The organism is Paenibacillus sp. FW101-FHT12H11, from assembly GCF_058790355.1.
In genome coordinates, this window is record NZ_JBYTCO010000003.1 from 757,084 (window position 1) to 778,257 (window position 21,174).

The 21,174-nt window shown below is 47.1% G+C and carries 18 protein-coding genes; 17 read left to right on the forward strand and 1 reads right to left on the reverse strand.

Annotated elements, in window-relative coordinates:
* The first annotated feature begins 513 nt into the window (after window positions 1–513).
* The 11 genes from AC3WTJ_RS13335 (at window position 514) to AC3WTJ_RS13385 (ending at window position 11,500) form a co-directional block, all read left to right on the forward strand.
* Window positions 514–1,680, forward strand: coding sequence for a YbfB/YjiJ family MFS transporter (locus tag AC3WTJ_RS13335; protein ID WP_492522157.1), 1,167 nt, complete (start codon window positions 514–516; stop codon window positions 1,678–1,680).
* Between the two features lie 725 nt (window positions 1,681–2,405).
* Window positions 2,406–3,149, forward strand: coding sequence for an SDR family NAD(P)-dependent oxidoreductase (locus AC3WTJ_RS13340; protein WP_492522158.1), 744 nt, complete (start codon window positions 2,406–2,408; stop codon window positions 3,147–3,149).
* A 56-nt stretch (window positions 3,150–3,205) separates the two neighbouring features.
* Window positions 3,206–3,523, forward strand: a complete 318-nt coding sequence (locus AC3WTJ_RS13345) for an NIPSNAP family protein (protein WP_492522159.1) — start codon at window positions 3,206–3,208, stop codon at window positions 3,521–3,523.
* A gap of 339 nt (window positions 3,524–3,862) precedes the next feature.
* Window positions 3,863–4,153 (forward strand): hypothetical protein, encoded by a 291-nt coding sequence (locus AC3WTJ_RS13350; protein ID WP_145655719.1) that lies wholly within the window; start codon window positions 3,863–3,865, stop codon window positions 4,151–4,153.
* Between the two features lie 49 nt (window positions 4,154–4,202).
* On the forward strand, window positions 4,203–5,939 hold the full coding sequence (locus AC3WTJ_RS13355; protein ID WP_492522160.1) for an AAA family ATPase: 1,737 nt from the start codon (window positions 4,203–4,205) through the stop codon (window positions 5,937–5,939).
* 404 nt (window positions 5,940–6,343) lie between these two features.
* Complete coding sequence (locus AC3WTJ_RS13360; protein ID WP_492522161.1) at window positions 6,344–7,303, forward strand: acetylxylan esterase; 960 nt, start codon at window positions 6,344–6,346, stop codon at window positions 7,301–7,303.
* A gap of 22 nt (window positions 7,304–7,325) precedes the next feature.
* Window positions 7,326–8,189, forward strand: a complete 864-nt coding sequence (locus AC3WTJ_RS13365) for a sugar phosphate isomerase/epimerase family protein (protein ID WP_492522162.1) — start codon at window positions 7,326–7,328, stop codon at window positions 8,187–8,189.
* A complete protein-coding gene (locus AC3WTJ_RS13370; RefSeq protein ID WP_492522163.1) occupies window positions 8,170–8,637 on the forward strand; it encodes an SRPBCC family protein in 468 nt (155 codons plus the stop codon). Before AC3WTJ_RS13365 ends, AC3WTJ_RS13370 begins: the two co-directional genes overlap by 20 nt.
* A gap of 171 nt (window positions 8,638–8,808) precedes the next feature.
* A complete protein-coding gene (locus AC3WTJ_RS13375; protein WP_492522164.1) occupies window positions 8,809–9,510 on the forward strand; it encodes a hypothetical protein in 702 nt (233 codons plus the stop codon).
* 17 nt (window positions 9,511–9,527) lie between these two features.
* A complete protein-coding gene (locus AC3WTJ_RS13380) occupies window positions 9,528–10,361 on the forward strand; it encodes a beta propeller repeat protein (protein WP_492522165.1) in 834 nt (277 codons plus the stop codon).
* A gap of 20 nt (window positions 10,362–10,381) precedes the next feature.
* The gene (locus tag AC3WTJ_RS13385; RefSeq protein ID WP_492522166.1) at window positions 10,382–11,500 is read left to right on the forward strand and encodes a PepSY-associated TM helix domain-containing protein; all 1,119 of its coding nucleotides are present in this window, start codon (window positions 10,382–10,384) and stop codon (window positions 11,498–11,500) included.
* A gap of 54 nt (window positions 11,501–11,554) precedes the next feature.
* Here AC3WTJ_RS13385 and AC3WTJ_RS13390 read toward each other — a convergent pair whose 3' ends face one another.
* Window positions 11,555–12,493, reverse strand: coding sequence for a helix-turn-helix domain-containing protein (locus AC3WTJ_RS13390; RefSeq protein ID WP_492522167.1), 939 nt, complete (start codon window positions 12,491–12,493; stop codon window positions 11,555–11,557).
* A gap of 139 nt (window positions 12,494–12,632) precedes the next feature.
* Here AC3WTJ_RS13390 and AC3WTJ_RS13395 point away from each other — a divergent pair, with 139 nt between their 5' ends.
* The 6 genes from AC3WTJ_RS13395 (at window position 12,633) to AC3WTJ_RS13420 (ending at window position 21,089) form a co-directional block, all read left to right on the forward strand.
* Window positions 12,633–13,814 (forward strand): glycosyltransferase WbsX family protein, encoded by a 1,182-nt coding sequence (locus AC3WTJ_RS13395; protein ID WP_492522168.1) that lies wholly within the window; start codon window positions 12,633–12,635, stop codon window positions 13,812–13,814.
* A gap of 52 nt (window positions 13,815–13,866) precedes the next feature.
* A complete protein-coding gene (locus AC3WTJ_RS13400; RefSeq protein WP_492522169.1) occupies window positions 13,867–15,078 on the forward strand; it encodes an MFS transporter in 1,212 nt (403 codons plus the stop codon).
* A gap of 313 nt (window positions 15,079–15,391) precedes the next feature.
* Window positions 15,392–17,014, forward strand: coding sequence for a response regulator (locus tag AC3WTJ_RS13405; RefSeq protein ID WP_492522170.1), 1,623 nt, complete (start codon window positions 15,392–15,394; stop codon window positions 17,012–17,014).
* Window positions 17,011–18,807, forward strand: coding sequence for a cache domain-containing sensor histidine kinase (locus tag AC3WTJ_RS13410; RefSeq protein ID WP_492522171.1), 1,797 nt, complete (start codon window positions 17,011–17,013; stop codon window positions 18,805–18,807). Before AC3WTJ_RS13405 ends, AC3WTJ_RS13410 begins: the two co-directional genes overlap by 4 nt.
* The gene (locus AC3WTJ_RS13415) at window positions 18,797–19,786 is read left to right on the forward strand and encodes a substrate-binding domain-containing protein (RefSeq protein WP_492522172.1); all 990 of its coding nucleotides are present in this window, start codon (window positions 18,797–18,799) and stop codon (window positions 19,784–19,786) included. The genes AC3WTJ_RS13410 and AC3WTJ_RS13415 overlap by 11 nt, the downstream gene beginning before the upstream one ends.
* A gap of 28 nt (window positions 19,787–19,814) precedes the next feature.
* Window positions 19,815–21,089 carry an ABC transporter substrate-binding protein gene (locus AC3WTJ_RS13420; protein WP_492522173.1) on the forward strand — a complete coding sequence of 425 codons (1,275 nt, stop codon included), beginning with the start codon at window positions 19,815–19,817 and terminating at the stop codon, window positions 21,087–21,089.
* The last annotated feature ends 85 nt before the right edge of the window (window positions 21,090–21,174 follow it).

Genomic DNA, 21,174 nt, shown 5'->3' on the forward strand with positions numbered 1-21,174 from the left:
TTTTCCCAACATACATGAGTAAAAGCAGCTGTCAGGGAAGTTCCCTGACGGCTTTTAACATTTTATTAGGGTTAAGCACTCCCCGAAGTTATGATCAGTTAATCGACAGCCTCCTATGGGCTGCTATTTTGTCCGTTTTCTTAAAGAAAACAGGATGAGCAGCCAAATAAGGCCCTGTAGTTCCGCTTGAACGCGAAAACGGTTTAATTTGCAAGAATAGCGACCAGTAGTTCCTTAAAGGTGTACCGTTTGTTAGCTTAACTCAAGTAAGAGGTTCCCTTTTCCACCAAGCGTCTCAATAAAGCTGATATTTTTAGCTGCGCTGGCGTTCTTCACTCCCCAAAATTCGCTCCTACCGGGCTATCAACAAGTTAAACTGCGGAGGAGAAGTTATCTCCTCCAATGGATATCTGAATTCAAGATATTTCACATCATTATTCTGTATTATGCAGAAGAGCAAAAATCAAAGTATCATGGTTACGCGGTCCACAAATAATAAAGGAGGAACGCGTAATGAAAAGAAACACGGTTATTGTTCTTATAGGAGGTATTGCGGCAATGATGGTAGCGATGGGAATCGGAAGATTCGCCTTTACCCCCATCCTGCCGATGATGATGGAAAACCATCTGTTCTCACCAGCCGGAGCGGGTTATCTGGCTTCAAGCAATTATTTGGGGTATTTGATTGGCGCGTTTCTTCTGACCCTGGTTCAAGTGAATAATCGTTCAAGACTGTTATTTGTAGGGTTAATCGCCAGCATTGTAACGACTTGGGGAATGGGGGAATTCCACACTCTTGAGATCTGGCTCTTGCTCCGTTTTTTGTCGGGTCTTGCCAGCGCGGTTGTGTTTGTCATCGCCTCCAGCATGGTTATGGATCGCTTATCGCAGCTCCAAGCTGGCATATTTTATGGTGGTGTGGGGGCGGGCATTCTTTTGACCGGAGTCACTGTTCCGCTGCTTGCTAAGACCGGCGATTGGATTGAAGTATGGAAGGGATTGGGCTTGATTAGTCTGCTCCTGGGTTTGGCAGCCTGGTACTTGCTGCGGGACAAGCATTCCGGAGCGAAAATGGCTCAGTCGCCTCGTAACGAGCAATTGTCAGGGGTTCGTCGGATATTGATATGGTTAACGATTGCATACGGATTGGAAGGCTTGGGCTATATTGTTACGGGGACTTACCTTGTAGCGTACGCTAAGACGGTTTCCAACCTTCCCAATATCGCATCACTCAGCTGGATTTTGGTTGGTATCGCTGGAGCGCCTTCATGCCTCTTGTGGTCGAAGTTAGCTACCCGATGGGGAAAAAAGTGGACATTGACCGTCTCTATGATCTTACAATCCGTTGGCATCGCGATTCCGGTGCTTATTCATTCATCAACGGCCGTATTTGTCGGCGCCTTTCTGTTCGGGGCAACTTTTATGGGAATCACGATGTTGACCGTTTCTTTTGCCAAAGATTTGTATCCGCAGAATAACCGGAAAATAATTGGGCTGTTAACCACCTTTTTCGGCTTGGGGCAAATCATCGGACCCCTTGTTGCTGGTCATCTGATTTCGGGAAATGGCAGCTACTTATCCGCTTTAATTGGAGCTGCTCTCATCGTCCTCTTGGGCGCGGTGAGTCTGCCGCTGGGCATTGGCAAGGCTGATCGGATACAGCTCAAACTGATTCGGTAATGGGAAAATGAAATGATGCCATTGTAACCGCGATTTATCGCGGTTTTTTTACATATAAGTTTTTTGGTTTGGATAAGCGGAGTTAAGCGAGGAATGAGCATCTCGGTCTAAGCAATCATAGCTTGGCGTTTGGCCGCCACGCGCCAATTGACAACTCCGCTCTGCGTGCTGGCCTTGCGTCAAGTGTCGATATTCCCTCCCCTGGCGGCGGGTCCTCGCACAATGTTATATTGCACTTTCTACAATATAAAACTGCTTAAAATCCCACCACACAGCTCTTCATTGCAAAAAATACAATGTATTCAATCAGAATAGCGTGAAAACCGCTCTATTCTGTTTTCTACGCTGAGAAGAAATTGGCCATTATTGAAGGCTGCGATTGAATGAATTCTAACGGAGCCCTCCTGCGCTAAGTGACCATCCCCATCTGTATGACCGCCTCGCGTCAAGTTACCAATCTGCTCAGTGCCAACCTTGCGACTGGTATTTCAAAACCAAGTGCAACGCGGTAAGGGGGAGTTGCGAATTTTCTATTTTTTTCAATTTACAAAAGTTATAGTACGACGTTTTTCGTTTAGCTATATGTATTTGAGATACTGGGTATCACGAATCTATATTATTCAGGATATCCGTCTTGTTATATGATGAAGGAGTAGATCAGCTCAGCAGATCTTTTTTTTAAATAATACCTACCTTTTAATAGGTATACAAAGGAGAATATACTCATGGATTTTCAAAACAAAACAGTAGTCATTACAGGTGGAAGCAGTGGTATTGGGAAAGCAGCCGCAATGGAATTTGTTAAACGAGGAGCTAACGTAGTTATCAATGGGCGCCGCGAACAAGAGCTGGCAGAAACAGCAAGAGAGGTTGATCCAACGGGGGCTAAAATCGGATATGTGGCTGGCGACATTTCAGATCCTCAAACAGCTGAACGTTTAATCAGCGAAACGCTTGCTCGCTTTGGACGTATCGACACACTCGTAAATAACGCAGGTATCTTTATTGCTAAGCCATTCACGGAAATTACGGAAGACGAATTTGGATCGGTTCTAGCGACCAATGTGGAAGGATTTTTCCATGTTACCCAACGTGTGCTCTCGGTAATGCAGAAAGCAGGTTCCGGCCATATCGTCAACATTACGGCAAGCGGAGCTGCCGAGCAGCCGATTAAAACTGTGCCGTCCGTCCTTGCTGCACTTTCCAAAGGAGGATTGAACGCTGCCACGAAATCACTGGCGATTGAGTATGCGGACAAGGGGATTCGTGTGAATGCTGTCGCTCCAGGGGTTACGAAAACGCCGATGCATGCGGTTGAGACCCATGATTATTTGGCTCAATTGCACCCTGTAGGCCGAATGGGCGAGGCTCAGGATATTGTTGACGCTATTGTTTATCTGGAAACAGCACAATTCGTAACAGGCGAGATTCTTCATGTCGATGGCGGCCAAAATGCTGGGCAGTGGTAAGCTGTAAATAATTTTCTGCACCAAGACAAATACTGAATGATATAGGGGGATGGATTATGCTATATGAACTGCGGATCTACGATGTGACTCCCGGGAAAATGGAAGCTATTTTGAATCGGTTTCGGGATGGTACGATTAGCATTTTTGCTAAACATGAGATGAAGGTAACGAATTTCTGGGTAGACGCGGACGAATCCAAAGAGCGGTTGTATTACGTACTGGAGCATGCGGACATGGCTTCTCGTGAACGGAACTTCCAAGCCTTTTTCGAAGATCCGGAGTGGTTAGAGCTTAAGTCAAAATCTGAAGTAAACGGACCGCTGCATGAGAAAATAGAAGTCGTCTACATGAAAAAAGCGTCTTTCTTCGAGTAAAGAAGTCCATGGCAAAACATGAAATCGTAGGTCAACCGGGATGTCTGGTTGACCTTTTCTGCGTTCGTCCATCCCTCATCCAATGATGGAAATCAACCGAAGAAATGGTAACATTTATGTACATGTTTACTGTTATTTCTTATAGTGAAATTCCAATTTTTTCATCCGCATACTCTGAAATGGAGCCCTCTTAACATTGTGCTTGATTTTAAACCGCACTCGGTCTTAATATGAAATAAATAGAATATATTGGTTTTAATCTAGTGTCGAAACTGAATCTCATATCATTTTCACCTGTCAGTATTCCTAGCATACGATGTAGGAAGGTGGTGGTGAAAAATGATATTAACAGTTGCGGGCTGGATGATTTACACATTATGGGCCATATTCGGGCTAATGATTATCCATTTTCTAATTTCCTTCTTCAAAATGTTCTGGGAAGGAGCATTCGATGTTACATTTGTACTAGGTTATTTAAAAGATGTCCTCTATTATGTTTTACCTTTGAATGTGCTTGTAAATTTAGTTTCAATCGATCCCACAGGTTGGATTCTTGTGATTTTTTATTTCATCTGTGGGCTCGCTGTCATTCTCAAATATTTATTGGATATCAAAAGAATTTTCCAATAAATAACTAGCGGGCCTTCTTTAAGTTGGTCCCAGGAAAGGAAGTGAAGCCATGAGGAGATATCAGTGGATTAGGTGGCGAAAATTCATCCTCTGGCTAGCAGCCCTCGTTATCATCGGTTTAGTTTTGTTCGTTGGAGGGCCGACCTATTGGAATGCCGCGTTAACCATCGCCAGCTTGTTATTCCAGTTGTTATTCGCAGTACTATTCATGATCATCCAGTTCGTAGCACTCTTCTGGTTTCTTGCCAGGGGACGCACCTACTGGATATTGCCAGGCGAGACCGGCGCAACCTGGGACGATTATCGGGGGAACCCCGAAATTGTTGAGAATGCGAAGCGGATTGTGACCCTGCTCAAAGGGGTCAAGGAGTTCAAGGAGATGGGTGGGGAGGCAATCCGTGGATTGCTGTTATGCGGGCCTCCCGGCACCGGAAAATCTTACTTGGCTCAGGTAATTGCCAACGAAGCGCAAGTGCCTTTCGCTTACGCTTCAGCTCCGAGCTTTCAGAACATGTTCTTCGGCGTAGGGAACCTGAAAGTAATGGGTATCTTCCGGAAGGCGCGGAAGCTCGCGAGAGTGTACGGCGCCTGCATTATCTTCATTGACGAGATCGATGCGATCGGCATGAGCCGCCAAGGAGGCGCTGGCGCAGGCATGATGGGAATGATGGGCATGGGCGGAGGCTCCGGCCTGCTCAATGAGCTGCTTTTGCAGATGGACCCGCCGAATATCGACAGTTCTAAAATCGCCAAGCTGCTCCGTTCGTTGGGGCTGCGCCGCAAAAAGGCGGAGCGTCCAGCGGTGCTGACGGTTGCGGCAACGAACCTGCCTGATGTCTTAGACTCCGCTTTGCTGCGGCCGGGTCGATTCGACCGGCAGCTGTGGGTCGATGTTCCCGACTATGACGGGCGGGTAGACATCTTCCAGTATTACTTGAAAAAAGTGAAAACGGACGCTTCGCTTACTGCGGAAGCGGCGGGACTCGACTCCATCGGGTACAGCCCCGCACAGATCAAGCATATCGTGAACGAAGCCGTAGTCATTGCGCATCAGCGTGGCGCCCAAGTGGCTAGTTACGAAGATTTTCGAGCTGCGATGGAGACCTACGAGTGGGGGCTCAAACAGCCGCTTCGTTCGATGAGAGACGATGAGAAGCGGAATGTGGCTTACCACGAGGCTGGCCATGCGGTGGCGCAGTTCCTGCTCAAGCCGCACGAACGCGTGTGGAAGGTGACGATTATTCGCCGTGGCGGTGCGCTCGGACTGGCTGCGACCAAACCGACGCATGAGCGTTATAACCGAAGCGACAGCGAGATTTTAGCGGAAATTCAAGTCTGTCTGGCCGCTCGTGCCGTGGAAGAGGAGTTCCTGAACAAGAAATTGAACGGAGTAACTTCGGATCTCCAGCAGGCAACATTGCTGGCAGGTTCATACTTGGGCATGGTTGGGATGGGCGATGAACTGTTCAGTTTTCTCGCTGTCGGCTCCCATGCTGAAGGTTTGAAGGCGCTCCGACCTAAAATTAATGAACTGCTGAAAGATCAGATGCTCGAAGTGAAGAAACTCGTCAAGGAATACGACAGTTTCGTTCATGCCATTGCGGAACAGTTGCTGCAGCGCGGTGACTTGACCGGAGATGAGATTGAAGAAATCTTCGTGCAGCTGTATGGGCATAGTCGTCCTATTATGCCTGATGTGAAGCCACCGGTACTCAATGCGCCGAGCAAAGAGACACCGGCAAAATTGCTCGAAAAGAATGAGGAAGAATCCAAGGATTCCGAATAAATGAGTTGTCCCAGCGGAAGGTTGGTACCGCTGGGGCATTTTTGCTACTCCCTGACAAAGAGGGAACGACAGGGCGCTATTTCATCGAAATAGGCTCTTTTTCGCGTGGAGAGGAACAATGGGCTGTTATTTGTTCGTTTTCTTAAAGAAAACCGGATTTGGCAGTCAAATAAAGCCCTGTAGTTCCGCTTGAACGCGGAAACGGGCTGAATCAGTTGGAATAACGACCTGTGGTTCCTCAAAGGTGTATCGTTGACCAACCAGCAAGACTGAATTTTTAGCGGCGCTTGGAGCGAGGGAGATTACAGCGCATCACAGTCGTGCCACACCACACCTATATACATAATCACTCAAGAGAGGTAGCATGAAGAGGAACCCTGTCGATCTGGAGAGGATGTCATAAAATGAATGTTTTCACGAAACGCAAAAGAGAACTGGAACAATACGCTCCAGCACCAACGCTTGATAGGAACAGCATCGATACTTTTTGGAGCAGCACGCTCGAAGCGGCATCCCGGCAGCCTTTATCGATCCGAAGGGAACAGCAATCCCCGTTCTTTCCTTCTGTACGGATGGACAAGCTGACCTATCTCGGACATGACGGCACGCCAATTCACGCGTGGTTTCTCGTCCCTGATAGTCTGGGTGTAAGCCAGAAGCCGCCTTGTGTCGTCATGTTCCCCGGTTACACCGGAGACAGAGGCCTTCCTGAGCGGTATGCCGTCTGGCTGCTGCTCGGCTATGCTGTTCTGGCCGTTGACGCCAGAGGCCAAACAGGAGAAACAGGCAATCACCTTCAGGATGATGCCGGTTCGGCAAAAGGCTGGGTTTCGCAGAACCTGCTCACCAAGGAGCGCAGCTATTATATGGCGCTTGCGCTGGATGTCGTTCGCGCCGTGGATGCCGCACGGCAGCAGCCTGAAATCGACGCCGACCGAATCGCAGTTGTCGGCGCTAGCCAGGGCGGCGGCATGGCGCTGCTCGCCGGAGCACTCAGCACTCATGTCAAGGCAGTCGTTGCCGACATTCCGAATATGTGCCATTTGGATTATGGCATTCTGCATTCCACAGGCTCCCTTACCGAGATTGCCAACTACTTGAAGCGCCATCCGGATAAGTTGGGACAGGCTCTGGAGTCATTGGCTTATTTCGACATCGTGAACCTTGCTCATCGTATTCAGGCTCCTGTGCTGATGTCGGCCGGTTGGAAGGATACCGTCTGCATGCCGGATACGATATATGCCGCCTATAACCGGTTGACTTGTTCAAAACTTATCTACGATTATCCATTCTCGGGGCACGAAACGAGCGAAGAGCATCACAGAAAAGTTATTCGCTTTTTGCAAGAATGCTTTAGTGAGTGAATCGAGTTTGTTGGAGGCGAAAATGATGACAGTTAACAGCCATTTACGATTAGATGTTCAACAATCCTGGTGGGCGATGTCGGGACTAGGAAACGGTGAGACCGAATGGTCCATGGAACAGAAATTTGAGAAGCTGGCGGAAGCCGGCTTTACCGGTATTTTAGGAAGATTACCCCAAGGGGAAGAAGCGGATAAATGGCATCGTTTGCTGCAGGAGTATAGTTTTAGTTTTGGGGTACAAATGGTTCCCTTCCCGCGTGCAGGAGAGGATATCAGGGTATTCCTGCACGCGAGCAAACAATTCGGAGCCCGGTATATCAACGCGCAAGTGCTGGATCAATATACGGTCGGTATCGAAGCCATCTCCGGGTTGAATAGTCTCATTCAGCAAGCCGAGGAAGTAGGCATCCCTTTCCTCGTTGAAACGCACCGCGGACGTGTGACTCAAGATCTGCTTCGGACAGCAGACTATGTTGAGGCGCTTCCGAAACTGCGACTAACGAACGATCTGTCTCACTACATCGTCGGTTCAGCCATTGGCGAAGAAGGGGTTGATCCGGTGACAGAAGGTTTATTTGCCAAACTGCTCCAGCGCACTTCAAGCATTCATGCCCGAGTATCGAACGGCAACCAAGTTCAGGTGGATATCGGGGAGCGTGGCGAGCATCCCATGGTGCAATATTTTGCCGGGTGGTGGCGTGAAGGGATGAGACATTGGGCGCAAACAGCTGCCGAAGGGGATTCATTCCCGTTTGTGTGTGAGCTGGGACCGGCTTCCTACGCGATGGTCGGAGAAGATGGGAAGGAGATCTCCAATCGGTGGGAGCAAGCGCTCGTTTTCAAAAAAATTGCAGAGGAATTATGGCATGCCGTCCATTCGAATTGAACTGTTCATTCACGCACCGGCAGAAGTCATCTTTGACTTGGCCAGAAGCATCGATATCCATGCGAAGTCAACCGCTCAGACCAGAGAAAGACCGATAGCAGGCCGCACAAGCGGACTGATCGAACTGGGAGAGACTGTGACGTGGGAAGCGATTCATTTTGGGATCAAACAGAAGCTGACCGCGAAAATAACGGAAATGCAGCGCCCATCTTATTTTGTTGATGAACAAGTCCGCGGTGCTTTCAAACATTTCAAACATACCCACGAGTTTATCCCGGCCGAAGGCGGAAAAACGCGGATGATTGATATTTTTGAGTATTCTTCTCCGCTGGGCGTTCTGGGGAAATTAGCGGACAAATGGTTTTTGGAAGCTTATATGCGTGACTTTTTATTGCAGAGGAACCTGTATATCAAGTCTGAAGCTGAGAAAGCAATGAAGGAGAAATAAAAGGGAATCCCGCAAGCCGCGATAAGGGGCTGGGGATTCCCTTTTACTTTTTTTTGCAGATATCTTGACAGTTATATTGAGAAACATTATCATTTGATATATTAAGTGAAATTGAAAATCATTATCAATTAGTTCGAGCTATCAACCACATCACGGGGGTGTCCCATACATATGATTAACGCAAATGAAGTCGGAATGGGCATGGGAACCATGCAAGTGCTCGCTGATTATCAACTGGAGCGTTGGATTCGGAGCCATACGCAAGTGATCAGCAAGGCCCGGCCGGATGAACCGGATTGGAAACAGCTTACACAATATGCCGCCTATCACGCGATTAACGAATGGTACTCGCTGCCGCTCAAATCTCGAACGTTTCTGACCTTAATGAACTTATTTGAGCGTCGCTGGACGAATAAATTTCGCAAGTTTGATTCACTTGGATTCTATGTAGATGTTAAGCGGAGCGTGCTTATGCATCTGTACAAAGCGCTTACCGGGCCAAATGCAGTGGAATGCCCGCTGATGCTTTTTGAAAGCAGCAATGTGTGGGTGGAAGAACTTAACTTGGGTTTGTCGATGATTATGCAAGTCATGGAGCCGACGAAAGATTCGTTCGCCATTCATAAATATATGATGGAAGAAAACGAGGCAGCGGTGCAGATGTTTTTCCATATGACAGTCGTATATTGCTATAAAGCGTTTGGCAAATTGCCGGAGCGTCTGCAAGTGTGGAATTTGATGAATGGCAAGCAATACCGGATGAATCCGGAGGATATGGATGTAAGCAGCTCCATGGACTATTTAAAACTTGTTTCAGAAGTCTATATGCAAAATGATAACTTTCCGTGCTGCTCAGGCCGGTTAGTCATGTAAAAAGTAGGGGGAGCTTCATGGATAGCAACCGATTTTGGCAGTCCAGCAATGATTTATTGCCGCTGCGTTTCACAACATTGACCGCTTCAAACGAAGGGGTTCTGTACGCGGGAACAGATGGAAAGGGTGTCTTTCAATTCACGCCTCTTCGCTCCTGGGAGAATGCTTCCCAAGGTTTGCCTGATCATCTGCATATTCACCGCTTGGACTGGGTGGATTCTCAATTATACGCCTCTACGAATTGTGGTTTATATGTGCTGGAAGATGAGGTTTGGAAACAAACCTCTGTCGTCGATCCCTGCTACAGGGTAATCGGCTGGGGGGATCGTTTTGTGCTGACCTCCAAAGGGCTCCTTTGCGGCAGTGAAGGCAAGTGGCAGCCACTTGCCTACCACAACAAGAAAACGTTCGACATGTTGGTAACTCCTCACTTTCTATTCCTTGGCTATGAAGATGGCGTCGCATTCTATGATTTATTGACAGGGGACTGGTGCGACCTTCAGCTGAATCAAGCGGTGACCAGTTTGGCTGTCTTCAACCAAAAGTTGATAGGCACAACCTCTCGTGGTGGTTTGGTGATGGGCAATAAGATGGGCGGTTTCCATCAAATACGTTTTGAAGGGATGCATTTGAACCGGTTAGTCTCGTATCAAGGAGATGTGTACGTATGTGCCAATACAGGGATCTATAAGTTGATAGATTTAAAAGGGCGCATCCTGCTGCATTCCTATAATGTGCAAGCTGAAGTGACCGATTTGCTGATTTGGAGAGGTATCATGATGATCTCCACGCTGCAAGCCGGGATTAAATATAAAAATGAGCATAAATCGGCATTTCAGACCATTTTATAGGGAGATAGGGGAGTATAGTGATGCGCAAGGTTGTTTTAAGGATTCATTTAATCCTTAGTTTAGTATTGGGGCTCTTCATTGTCACAACCTGCACGACGGGTAGTCTGATCATGGTTGAGCCTGAGGTGGAAAGCTGGATGTATCCAATCGGCCAATCGCCTACACCGGGTGATGTCGGAGTGGCGGAGATTCAGAAACACGCGGATGCTTTGAATCCGGCTTTTAAAACGGATTGGATTGATATGACGAAAGCGGATGGTTTTTATCATGTTCATCTGTCCAAGGAAGGCAAGGACGGCCGTTTGATTTATGCGGATCCAGGCACGGGCGAAGCCTTTGGAAAAGTGTTGGAGGAGCGCAAGGAGCCGTTCGCAACGATCTATAATTTGCATCGTTATTTCTTGCTAACCTCGGTCATCGGTAAAGCGAATGCCGCTTCCGTTGTAGGATATTTAGGGATTGGACTGATTCTCATTTTGCTGTCAGGCGCTTATCTGTGGTGGCCGGGCATTCGTAGAATGGCCTCTGGTTTTAAAATTATTAGCAATCGAAGCAAGCTGCTGCACAATATGAGCCTACATAAGGTAATTGGTATTATTTCGATTCCTGTTCTGCTGTTTGCTGCGCTTACGGGGGTTGTCAATGCTTTTGAAAAGTCGATTCCAACCATCGTCGGATTTAAAGCGAAGGAAGAAATTCCGGCAAGCGCCCTGCAGTCCAAAAGCAAGGACGGGACTCCGCTTCCTGTAAACCGTGTCGTGGACCTCATCAACCAAGCCTATCCGAGCAGTAAATTGATTAAAATTACGTTTCCCCAGAAACCCGGTCAATCGTATCAAATCGGCTTAAAAGAAGGCCTCGGAGCTTCTAGCGGCAGCAATAGCACGGTATATATGGATGCATCTAATGGATCTGTTTTATACAAAACGAACCCGCATCTGATCATCAACCTCTACAATACTTGGCGCAAAGGTCTTCATTTTGCTACCTGGGGTGGAGAAACGACGAAACTGATTGCTTTTGTGTTTGGCATGATGCCCCTTTTCCTGATGATTACGGGAATCGTCATTTGGCAGCTTAAGGCGCGCGGACGCAAACGTAATAAAAAACAGCAAACTGCGGCTACGGCGGCGGCATAACACGACCTACATACAAAATCCCCCTCTCAACGATTCCGTTGGCAGGGGGATTTCTCATTGATGCAGGAGCCATTTGCGATAGGCGCTTGGGGTTAGGCCGGTGTGCCTTTTGAACAGCCGGTTAAAATAATCGGCATTCTGAAAGCCTGAAGCGTGCATCACTTCATAGATTTTCAAATCCGGAGATGCCAGAAGGCGGCAGCTATGCGTTATTCTTTGCTTTTGAACGAATCGCATGTAGCTGGTTCCCAGATGCCGGTGGCAAATCCGCAGAATCTGGCGCTCGCTCAGCTGGAATTTCTCAGCTAACATCGGTAACGTATAGTCACCCGGCATCGCATGAGTAAGATAATCAAGGAATTGTTCAACGTTGCGGTTTGAGCTTCTAGTTGGGGGAAGGGGCAATGGCTCCTTATTGGCGTCACTGATGTGCGCCAAGATAGGGGCAAACCGCCATTCGCTGCAGCGAATTAACAATACGAGCAGTTCAGTAACCAAGGCCATGGCCTGCGTTAAATAAGCTGCATCTCGTTTGGCCAGAATGTCCTGCATGCTTTCACTAATCCTGCGAATGGTGCCCAGGTGATCGGTTGCTTTGGCCCAGCGCTGCAGGGAGTCGGTGTGATTCCCCTTACCAATCAACCAATCGATCAATTGCTTGATGGATAAATCGGGAAGGCAAATCTTCAGATGTTCGAGCCATTCCGAGCGAATCATGATATTGCGGACGATCAGTGGGGCGGCACCCTTGGCCGGCGAAGGACGAAAAACGTGAGAAACACCGATGGGCAGGGCGAAGACATCCCCTTCCTGAACGTGCATAGGCTGGCTATCGATATATTGGATGCCTTTGCCGTCAAGCACAACAACGATCTCTATGAAATCGTGAACATGCTCTAGCAGCCATTGGGTTTCTTTCACTTCATTCACATAGAGAAATCCGTTCTCTTCGATGTATTCGGCGGCAGAATAGGAACCCAGCTTTCTTGGCATGGTCATTCAACTCCCTCATTTCTTGGGACGATGTCCGAAATGGTGGTAGGCAGGTCTGTTTTGTAAGTGGTTGCAAGATTGCTTCAATTATACAATATAGACAGGTTTCGAGACTATGGGATGGTCGGAGAGGTGAGCGATGACGATGGCGACTTACGAAGCAGCAGCCTATTATTTTCCCAATTACCATCGGGATAAGCGAAATGATGTGTGGCACGGAGAAGGATGGACGGAATGGGAACTTGTGAAACGTGCGGAGCCTAAATTCCCCGGCCATCAGCAGCCCAAAGTGCCTTTATGGGGTTACGAGGATGAAGCGGATCCGGCTGTCATGGCTCGTAAAATAGCAGCAGCGGCCGATCATGGCCTTACCGCATTCATCTTTGATTGGTACTGGTATGAGGATGGCCCCTTCTTGCAGCGAGCGCTGGATGAAGGATTCCTGCAAGCCCCGAATAATGACCGGTTGAAATTTGCCCTGATGTGGGCGAACCATGATTGGATCGACATTCATCCCGCTCAGCGCAGCCGACCTTACAACGTGCAGGCCGAAGGCCAAATCAGTGAGAAAGGCTTCGTTGAAGCGACGAACCATATGATTCAGAACTACTTTTCACATCCTTCCTATTGGCGAGTAAATGAAGGGCTTTATGTCTCGTTCTACGAAATTCACAGCCTGATTCGTGGTTTAGGCGGAATTGCGGAAACGGCGCGAATTTTACAAGAGTTCCGTGAAAGAGTACGGGCGGCCGGATTAGGGGAGCTGCACCTAAATGTCGTCGTTTGGGGGCTGCAAATTCTGCCTACGGAGCAAAAGATTGCGAATATCCATGAGGTGCTGGAACAGCTTGGTCTGGACAGTATTTCTTCGTATGTATGGATTCATCATCAACCTCTGGATCTGTTCCCGAAGACCGATTATGCAGCCATTCAAGAGAAGTCGCAGCTTGATTATGAGAAGTTCACGGCAGACTACAAGCTGCCTTATTATCCGAATGTAACGATGGGCTGGGACTCCTCTCCGCGAACGGTGCAATCGGAAACTTTTGAAGATTTGGGGTATCCCTACATGGCAACCCTCGCTGGGAATACACCGCAAGCGTTTAAGCTAGCCTTGGAGGGTGTCAAAGCATTTCTTGATCGCGGCATGACGCAACCTCCCATCTTCACCATCAATGCGTGGAACGAATGGACGGAGGGCAGCTATTTGGAGCCGGATACGATCAACGGAATGGCCTATTTGGAAGCGATCCGAGATGTATTCGGCGGCAGGGCGCAAGAGGAAGAAGGAGCCTCTACGAAAAAAACACTTGAACGCTAAGTGGACTTGTCGTACAGTTTTAATAACCTTAAGTCGGAGCTGGCCCTTCATCTTGGAGGGCTGGCTATTTATATTTCTAGAAGGAAAGAAGGGGCTTACAACGAGACTTTACGCATTTATGTTGTTTTACGCAGTTATTTATATGGGGAATGCGGTATACGGCACATTTTTACCGGTCTACCTGTATAACGTCAAATTTTCTCAGGAGCAAATCGGCATGCTGCTCAGCCTTGGACCGCTCGTTGCCATGTTAGGCCAACCGATCTGGGGAGCGCTTGGTGATCGTTCCAAAACCAAAAATAGTGTGCTTGCTTTGCTTTTGATCGGGAGCGGCATTTCCATTATGTTTTTCCCGCTTTCACATCAGTTCATTTATTTGCTTATATTAATTTGCGTGTTTATGTTTTTTCAAACGTCTATTTTCGCGTTAAGCGATGCGATTACACTGGAAGAATTGGACCGGCGTCCTAAATGGAATTTTGGTTGGATCCGCCTTGGGGGGACCATCGGTTTCGCCACGATGTCGCTGGTGTTCGGGATCGTCGCCAAATCGCATATTAACTCCATGTTCCCTGTCTATGCAGGAACTATGCTTGCGGGGTTGCTGCTGCTATGGTGTTTTCCGCCAGCGGCGAGCCGTCAGGCCAACGTAACCGGCAAACGGTTTCGCGAGCTTTTCCGCAATGGCAAGCTGATGTTTTATTTGGGCATTAATTTCATTGTACAAGTTACACTGGGCTATTATTATGCCTTTTTCCCCATTTACTTCAAGGAAATGGGGGCCGATAGCTTGCTGCTCGGCTGGTCGATGGTCATTTCATCGATGAGCGAGCTGCCGTTCCTGCTGTTTTCCGGCTGGATCTTCAAGCGCGTTTCGATCTCGATGATTTTGATCATTGCCGCACTCGCGTCTGGCATTCGGTGGTTCTTATTTTCCATCATTGACCAACCGCATTGGATTTTGCCGGTACAGGCGCTGCATGGTGTGATTTTCATCGTATTGTCTGTGACCTTGGCGACATTCATTAACCGTGAAGTGCCTGCCGAGTGGAAAGCCAGCGGTCAGACGCTGAATGGCTTGCTCAGCCTTGGAGCCGCCCGTATCATCGGCAGCTTCTTCGGTGGAATCATGAGCGCTGCTTACGGGATGAGACAAGTTTTTCTATACAGCTCATGGGTGTCTATGGCGACTGTGGTTGTATTCGGGCTCGTCGTTTGGCTGCGGAGGAAGCAGAATGTGCCGAGTCCATCGTTGACGAAGTGAGCTTGAGCGTTAGAATTAATAGAACCTGCTAACACCAAACCCTGGCGGATTTAATCCGTCAGGGTTTTTCTTGACCAAGGTAAAAATCGTGCACAAATAAGTAAAAATAAGGCTTGATTTTGTGTGTTCACTTGCTTCCGCTTGGATAGTCGCACATTTATTGTGATAGATCGACAAAATCATACAAATTAGACTCCTTTCCGGTACAAGTAAAGACTTGTATAATATTAGGAAATGAAGCATCCATAGCTGTGGCCGGATTCCTGACATGATCGGAAATCCGTTTTTTTATGTAGAGACAGGGGTGTATACGATGTATAAAATCGTGATCGTTGATGATGAAGCGGAAGTCAGAGAAGGCATCAAAGAGAGCATCGATTGGGAGCGGCACGGCTTTGAATGTATTGGAGACTACCGAAATGGCAGCGAAGCGTTGGAAGCCATCGCAGAACTTCGGCCAGATCTCGTTTTGTCGGATATCTGCATGCCTTTTATGGACGGAATTGAATTAACCAGGCAGATCCACTTGAATTATCCTTATATGAAGGTGATTATTCTAACGGGTCATGACGAATTCGATTATGCCCAGAAAGCGCTGCGCTTGAAGGTGCATGATTATATCGTCAAACCAATAACGGCAAACGAACTTCGCCTCCTGCTGGATAAAGTCAAAGATGAGATGGATAAGGAAGCTGAAAATCGTGAGAATCTTTCACTCCTGAAGATGCAGCTTCATCAAAGTTTGCCTTTGTTAAGAGAACGGTTTCTTGAGCAGTTAGTGGGCGGTACAATGCGGGATGACCGGGTACAAGAGAGATTCGCGTATTTCAGCTTGCCACCAATTGCCCCGCCTTATCTGGTTGTTGCGATTGACATCGACGACTTTGACGATATCAAGAAAGAGAAATGGCAAAACGATCCGGAGCTTTTCCGATCCGCAGCCTTCAATATTGTGCAAGAAGTGACGGAGGGGAAAAATGCCATCGTTTTTCGGACGAGGGAAGAGCGAATGGTTGTTATTTTCTCCGGTGAAGCGGAAGAAGGGACTTATGGAACTGCGCTTCATGTATCGGAAGTGATCCGTTTTTGCATGGAGAAATACTTGAAATTCACGGTCACTGTAGGTGTAGGCACGTTGTGCAGATCTTTCCATGAGCTCCCGCAATCTTATAACGGAGCGATTTCTGCACTGGATTACCGGTTTTTGCATGGGAAAAATAAGGTTATTTCCATCCAGGACATGGAAGGCGTCAAGAAACCGGCACAACAGCTGGATATCGAGTGGAATCGCAGGTTTGCAACGCTAATCAAAACGGGGACGTTCGAGGAAGCCCACCTATTGACGGGGCAGTTAATAAACAATTTAAAGGCATCTTTAATGCCGATAGGAGCTTGTTATCTCCAAATTCAGGCGATAGTTATTGCCATTATGACCACTATTCACGAGCTTGCTGGACATGACAGTGCGCATTTTCAAGGCCATGATATGGTGATCAAAGATATTAATCGGTTCAAAACGCTGGATGAAATTGAAGCTTGGCTGAAGTCGATTTGCAGGGAAGCCATTTCGTATATTTCGGAGCAAAGAAACGATCAGACGAAAATGCAAGTTCGCAGCGTAACCGAATATATCGACGAGCACTATTCCGAAGAGAATCTCACGGTCGATGACCTCTGCCGCCATGTGCATTTGAGCCGAAGCTATTTCAGCACCGTTTTCAAGCAGCACAAAGAGCAGACGATCATGGAATATGTAACGCGGGTCCGCATTGAAAAAGCAAAGGATTTGCTGCAGCATACGGTGCTGAAATCCTATGAAGTTGGGGCGAGAGTAGGTTATTCCGATCCGCAATACTTTAGTGTGTTGTTCAAGAAAAACACGGGAACATCCCCTAAGGAGTTCCGAGATAAGCTGTTAAGGGAGAAAATCCAATGAGAAAAGAAAAGGATGTCGGCATGTTTCTTTTTAAATTCAGAAGCATCCAATCCAGTATTTCTGTCGTCTTTTCTTGCTTGATTTTATTTTTGATAACGATTACAAGTTATATTTCCTATCAACTCTCGGCTGACGCGGTAGAAATGAATTCCAAGCACTACATAGCTGAAATTATTCAACAGGTTAATATCAACATTCAATCCTACATAACCAACATGGAAGATATCTCTATGCTGGCCTCCACGAACAAAGATGTGAAGTATTATATAACGGGAAACGGCTTCATTAGCGAAGAGGAACGCAGACCGTATGAGAAACGAATCTCGGATTTATTTCAATCGATTTTAATTACACGCAAAGATATTGCCTCGATCATGGTTTTTGGCTATAACAACCGTTTTGTTTCTGACCGAAGGATTACAAGTTTGAATACGAACTCCGGGTTCGAGGAACAGCCGTGGTACAAAAACGCGAAAGCGGAAGGCGGCAAATCCGTCATCTCTGCACCGCATGTCCAGAACCTTATCCAAAACGAGTATCGTTGGGTGGTATCACTCAGCCGGGAGTTAAAGAGTGCAGACGGTATAACGGGAGAAGGTATTTTCCTTGTTGATCTCAATTTGAGTGTCTTGAATGAAATATGCAGCCATATTAATTTGGGCAAAAGAGGATATGTGTTCATCATCGACAAGGATGGAAGCCTCGTGTACCACCCCCAGCAGAAGCTGATTAACAGTAATCTCAAGACGGAGATGATCGATCAGGTGAAGCAGTCCGGCAGCGGCAGCTTTGTTACGGGGGAAGGGAACAAGAAACGGATCTATACGATCCAAGAAACACATTTTGGCTGGAAAATCGTGGGGGTCGCCTATGCCAGTGAGCTGATCGCCAATCAGAATCAAATTAATTTGTCTTATTTTTTATGGACGATTCTAGCTTTAGTCATCGCGTTATACCTCTCCTTTTTCATCTCTCGCCATCTATCCAGACCGATCAAACTTCTTCAGAGCAGCATGAAACAAGTGGAAAAAGGAGATTTCAGCATCCGTTCGGAATTTCGGAGCGGGAATGAAATCGGACAATTGGGTCAGACTTTCAATATCATGGTTGGCCGTATCAAAGATTTGATGAATCAAATCATTCAAAACGAAGAAAGCAAACGCAAAAGCGAAATGAAGCTGCTGGAAGCGCAGATTAATCCTCATTTTTTATACAATACACTGGATTCGATTATCTGGATGGCGGAGCGAAAAAAACACGAGGAGGTCGTTCTGATGACTTCATCGTTAGCTAAGCTGTTTCGCGCGATTATTAATAAAAATAATGAAACCGTGCCCGTTCGAGTGGAAATTGAACATATCACCAACTATTTATTGATTCAAACGTTACGCTACAAGGATAAGCTTGATTTTCAAATCGACGTAGATCCCGGGATTCTTGATATTCATATCCCCAAAATTATTTTGCAGCCCATTGTTGAAAATGCGATTTATCATGGCATTAAAAATAGCTTGGAGCCTGGTTTGGTTCACATAACGGGGAAAGAAGACGGGGATACGATTGTTTTTGTGGTTGCGGATAATGGGGTCGGCATGGAGCCGGAGAAGCTGGATCAGATTTTGAAAATGAAAGATGGCATCGTCCGAGGGATTGGGGTTAGCAATGTTCATGAACGCATTAAACTTTTTGGCCATGAGTTCGGTTTAAGTTTTCGCAGTGAGAAGTGGGAGGGGACGGAGGTTACGATTGTGCTTCCCAAATGTGTCCAGAAAGGAGCGCTAGATGGTTCTTAAAAAGCCCGTGTTTTTGGCCGTGCTGCTCGTCATTGTGATTGGCTTCTTAGTGGTCTACAGTGTGGAGATGCTGCGCATTACGAATCAGAGAAAGTTTGAGATCGCCGTCGTATTGAAAACGAACAATATTCGCTCGGATTACTGGCAGATGGTGAGTTCAGGGGTAAAGGCGGCAGCCAAGGAGTTGGCTGTCAACATTGATATTACGGGGCCGTTATCGGAAACGGACACAGCTGGCCAAATTCGTAATTTGGACGAGGCTCTTGCGAAGAAACCTGATGCGATGATCCTGGCAGCGACCGATTACGAAAGACTTACGCCAACGGTGGATAAAATAAGAGCGGCCGGCATCAAGGTGATTCTGATTGACTCCCCGATTCAAACGCACGTAGAAGCAAGTCTTATTGCTACTGACAATATCGAAGCGGGAAGAAAGGCTGGCAAGATATTGGCCGGTGGGCAGAACGGAAGCTTATACCGTGTTATGACACTCAGCAGCCGTAAAGGCTCCATGGTCGAAAAGGATCGTGAGGACGGCTTTAAAGACGCGATCGCTGACTTTCCGGGAGTTGAATACGCTGGAAATTATGCATTTGACGGGACGGAAGATGGTGCTTATGACAGTGTGAAAAATCTGCTTGCACAGTATCCGGACATCCGAGGGATTGCTGGCTTGAGTGAAACTGCCGCTCTGGGAGCAGCCAGGGTTGTGAAGGAGAAGCAAAGGTTAAATCAAATTAACATCGTCGGCTTCGACAGCTCCATTTACCAGATCAAACTATTGGAGGAAGGCAGTTTACAGGCAACGATCGTTCAAAAGCCATTTAATATGGGGTATTTGTCCCTGGAAACGGCTGTACAAGCTTTAAACGGGATTAAAGTGAATCCAAAGGTGAATATAGATGCTGTTGTTATCACGAAAGAAAACATGTATACGCAGGAAAATCAAGAGCTTCTCTTTCCATTGGTAGAAAAATAGGGGTAGAACGGAAGGGTGAGTCGAACCGGTGAGAAACTTACATAGACGTACAAAAGTATCTTTGCTAATACTCCTTCAAATGACGACCACGCTGGTAACGGGATGTATGTGGAGAGATGCGCGCCTTCCAGTCTCCACCGATCATGAGGCTCAAGCGACTATTTCGTTTGTGGCCCCTGAATATAGCGCGTCTACGAGACCTTATTTTGAAAATGTCGTGAAGGAATTCGAAGTCAAGTATCCCACTATCAAGGTGGAGCTGCAGGTTATCAATTGGGACATTCTGGACAGTGCCTACAATACAATGATTAGCCGCAATCAACCTCCGGATTTACTGCTCACGAACATTTACGCACATTTCGCGAAAGATGGACTTCTCAACAACATGGATGAACTTATCTCCCCGGGATTGAAGGATAACTTTTACCCCTATCTGATGGACAGCAGCAAGATGAATGGCGTGCAATATACGGTTCCTTATGTAACAACACTCCGGGAATTGTATTATAACAAAGATATTTTCAATGATGTCGGTCTGACGGAGCCTCCTACAACATGGACGGGTCTAGAAGAAGGAGCACGCCTCATCAAAGACAGGAAGCAAGTGGACGGTTTTGGCGTCGACCTGACGGATAATGAAATCTGGGCTTACCTCTCCTATTTCTTCTACGGTGCCGGAGGAGGCTGGATGAAGGATGGCGAATGGACAATCAATTCACGCGAAAATGTGGAAGGATTGACATTCCTCAAGAGCTTGTATGACAAGGGCTTGACGGATCCAGAGCCGGCGATTACGACGCGTGATGAAAAACAACGAATTCTAGGGAACGGCAAACTAGGGATGCTGATCTCGGGTAATTATTTCGAGGCTGTCGTACCGCAGGAGTTCCCCGGATTAAAATGGGCCAAAGGGCCGATCCCTGTTAAAGAAGGCCAGACGCCTATGGTGCTTGGCGTACAGGATGTATGGATGTCGTTCAAAACCGATCATACCAATAAGGACGCGTTGTCTAAATTTCTTGATTTTATTTATGAAGATGCCAGGTATGAAGAATTTGTTCTCAGGGAGGGATTTCTGCCTACGATTCGGACAGTGGGGGATAAAATGGCGGCAGATGATACCTTGATAAAACAAAATTTAAATGCGATTAAACATGCGAAGTTCTACCCGATTAATCATCCGGCGTGGTCTGCGGTCCTTAACGCAACTAGAAATATGGGGCAGACGGTGCTGCTTGGACAAATGACGCCCAAACAGGCACTTGACAGGCTGCAGCATATCGCGCTCGAGAAGAGCCGCTAATTTTATACATGTTGCACAAAAGTCAGGAAATGATTCCTGGCTTTTGTTTCGTCGTCCAAAAACAAAGAAAAGACAGTACATTTTC